This window comes from Streptomyces rugosispiralis (assembly GCF_024505145.1).
In the GTDB taxonomy this organism is placed as follows: Bacteria; Actinomycetota; Actinomycetes; order Streptomycetales; family Streptomycetaceae; genus Streptomyces; species Streptomyces rugosispiralis.
This window is the reverse complement of record NZ_JANIAA010000127.1, coordinates 1-3,338: the sequence shown is the minus strand read 5'-3', so window position 1 is coordinate 3,338 and position 3,338 is coordinate 1. Positions and strand designations below refer to the sequence as shown.

The 3,338-nt window shown below is 69.6% G+C and carries 1 protein-coding gene; it reads left to right on the top strand.

Translation table 11 applies throughout. The features are described 5' to 3' along the window. The coding region (locus tag NP777_RS46615) for a type I polyketide synthase (protein ID WP_256656281.1) at positions 1–3,338 on the top strand (3,338 nt) is incomplete at both ends.

The following is a 3,338-nucleotide window of genomic DNA, read 5'->3' as shown; positions in this document are numbered from 1 at the left end:
CGGTGCTACCGGCGGAGGCGCGGGGCGATGCGGCCCGCTGCGCCGTCCATCCCGCGCTGCTCGACGCGGCGCTGCACGGCGTCGGATTGGGCGGCCTGATCAGCGACGACGGCCGGGCGTACCTGCCGTTCTCCTGGAGCGGGGTCAGGCTGTACGCGGTCGGCGCATCCGCTGTCCGGATGACGCTGACGCCCGCCGGGCCGGACACGGTGTCGCTGAGGGTGACCGATGAGGCGGGCGAGGCGGTGCTGTCCGTGGACTCCCTCGTCCTCCGCCCGGTTACGGAGGGACAGCTCGCGAAAGCCGAGATCGGCGACCGCGATGTGCTTCATCGGGTGGAGTGGGTGGATGCGGGAGTGTGTTCGGTGGGGTCGTTCGTGGAGTGGGGTGAGGTGGCTGCTGGTGGGGTGGTGCCGGACTGCGTGGTGTTGACCGGGGTTGATGTGGCGGGTGTGTTGGAGGTTCTGCGGGCGTGGGTGGTGGAGGAGCGGTTTGAGGGCTCGCGGTTGGTGGTGGTGACGCGGGGTGCGGTGTCGGTGGGTGGCGAGGGTGTGGAGGATGTGGGCGGTGGTGCGGTGTGGGGGTTGGTGCGGTCGGCGCAGTCGGAGCATCCGGGACGGTTTGTGCTGGTGGATGCCGATGGGGACATGGATGTGGTTCCGGATGTGATGGGGCTGGGGGAGTGGCAGGTGGCGGTGCGTGCGGGTCGGGTGTGGGTGCCGCGCCTGGTGGGTGTGGGTGTCGGTGCGACTGGTGATGTGGTGCGTGGGGGGTTGGGCTCGGGTGTGGCGTTGGTGACGGGTGGCACGGGGTTGCTGGGTGGGTTGGTGGCGCGTCATCTGGTGTCGGCTTATGGGGTGGGTGAGTTGGTGTTGGTGAGCCGTCGGGGGGCGGGTGCGCCGGGCGTGGGGGCTTTGGTGGGGGAGTTGGAGGGGTTGGATGCGCGGGTGCGGGTGGTGGCGTGTGATGTGGCGGATCGGAGTGCGGTGGCGGAGTTGCTGGGGTCGATTGAGGGGTTGCGGGTGGTGGTGCATGCGGCGGGTGCGGTGGATGACGGGGTGATCGGTTCGTTGGACACGGGTCGGTTGTGTGGGGTGATGGGGGCGAAGGCGCGGGGTGCTTGGCATCTGCATGAGCTGACGCGTGGGCTGGACCTGTCGGCGTTCGTGTTGTTCTCGTCGGCGGCGGGTGTGTTGGGCAACGCGGGCCAGGGCGGTTACGCGGCGGCGAATGGGTTCCTGGACGCGCTGGCGGTTCACCGTCGGGGGCGGGGACTGCCCGCGGTGTCGATCGCGTGGGGTTTCTGGGAGGAGCGCAGCGAACTGACCGCGGGCCTGGCCGAGGTGCAGTTGTCGAGGATCTCCCGGTCCGTGGGGGCCAGCATCAGCAGCGCACAAGGACTGGATCTGTTCGACGCGGCGCTCGCCGCCGACGAGCCGATGGTGCTGGCCACACCCCTGAACCTGCCCGCGTTGCGGGACCAGGCCGCCGCGGGCACATTGCCCTCGATCCTGAGCGGACTGGTCACCGCTCCCGTCCGCAGGGCAGCCGACTCCGGGCGCACTCCGGCCGGATTGCGGCACCAACTCGCCGGGGTGACAGAGGCCGAAAGGCAGCACCAGGTCATGCGCCTGGTGCGGGAACATGTGGCCGGCGTTCTGGGCCATGCCTCCGCGGAGTCGGTCGACATCTCGCGGACCTTCCAGGAGATCGGCTTCGATTCGCTGACCGCGGTGGAACTGCGCAACCGGATCAGCGCCGCCACCGGCATACGGCTGCCCGCCACCGCGGTCTTCGACCACCCCACGCCCCGGCTGCTGGCCGAGCGGGTGCTGGCCGAGGTAGGGGGCTCCCTGCCGACCGCCGCGCCGATCGCGCCGGTGTCGGCTGTTGACGACGAGCCGATCGTGATCGTGGGCATGAGCTGCCGCTTCCCCGGCGGTGTCGAGTCCCCCGAGGACCTGTGGCACCTGGTCCACTCGGCCACCGACGCGGTCTCCGCGCTGCCCACGGACCGGGGCTGGGACCTGGCCACCTTTTCCGGCGCCAAGGGCGGCGCCGGTGCCTCGAACGCCCGGGACGGCGGATTCCTTTACGACGCGGCCGAGTTCGATGCCGGATTCTTCGGGATCTCGCCGCGCGAGGCGACCGCGATGGATCCGCAGCAGCGGCTGCTGCTCGAGGCGGCCTGGGAGGTGTTCGAGCGGGCGGGAATCGCCCCGGACACGCTCAAAGGCAGCCGGACGGGCGTCTTCACAGGCGTGATGTACCACGACTACGGTTCGTGGCTCACCGACGTCCCGGAGGACGTAGAGGGCTATCTGGGCACAGGCATCGCGGGCAGTGTGGCGTCGGGGCGGCTCGCCTATACGTTCGGCCTGGAAGGGCCTGCCCTGACGGTGGACACGGCCTGCTCCTCATCACTGGTGGCGCTGCATCTGGCGACCGAGTCGCTACGGCGCGGGGAGTGCTCGCTGGCACTCGCGGGTGGAGTCACCGTACTGGCGACTCCGCAGGTCTTCGTTGAGTTCACCCGCCAGGGCGGACTCGCGCCGGATGGCCGGTGCAAGCCCTTTGCCGCTGGTGCGGATGGGACGGGTTGGTCGGAGGGTGTTGGGCTGCTGCTGGTGGAGCGGCTGTCGGATGCCGAGCGGAATGGGCATCAGGTGTTGGCGGTGGTGCGGGGTAGTGCGGTGAATCAGGATGGTGCGTCGAATGGTTTGACCGCGCCGAATGGTCCGTCGCAGCAGCGGGTGATCCGTCAGGCGCTGGCAAACGCCGGGCTCAACGCCCAGGACGTCGATGCGGTGGAGGCGCACGGTACGGGTACGACGCTGGGCGATCCGATCGAGGCGCAGGCGCTGCTGGCCACCTACGGCCAGGACCGGGATCCGGATCGGCCGTTGTGGTTGGGGTCGGTGAAGTCGAATATCGGTCATACGCAGGCGGCCGCCGGTGTGGCCGGTGTGATCAAGATGGTGATGGCGATGCGGCATGGGGTGCTGCCGCAGAGTCTGCATATCGACGAGCCGACACCGCATGTGGATTGGTCCACCGGCGCGGTGGAGCTCTTGGGGGAGCACACGGGCTGGCCGGAGGCGGGGCGGCCGCGTCGGGCGGGTGTCTCGTCGTTCGGGGCGAGCGGCACCAACGCCCATGTGATTCTTGAGCAGGCCCCCGACATGGCGGGTGAACCTGAGCAAAGGCCGGAACGGAACGAACTACCGGCGATTCCCTGGGTGTTCTCCGCAGGCGACGAGGCGGGTTTGCGGGCACAGGCCGTACGGCTACGGACCTTCGCGGACCGGAATCCGGATCTGGATCTGGTTGATGTGGGG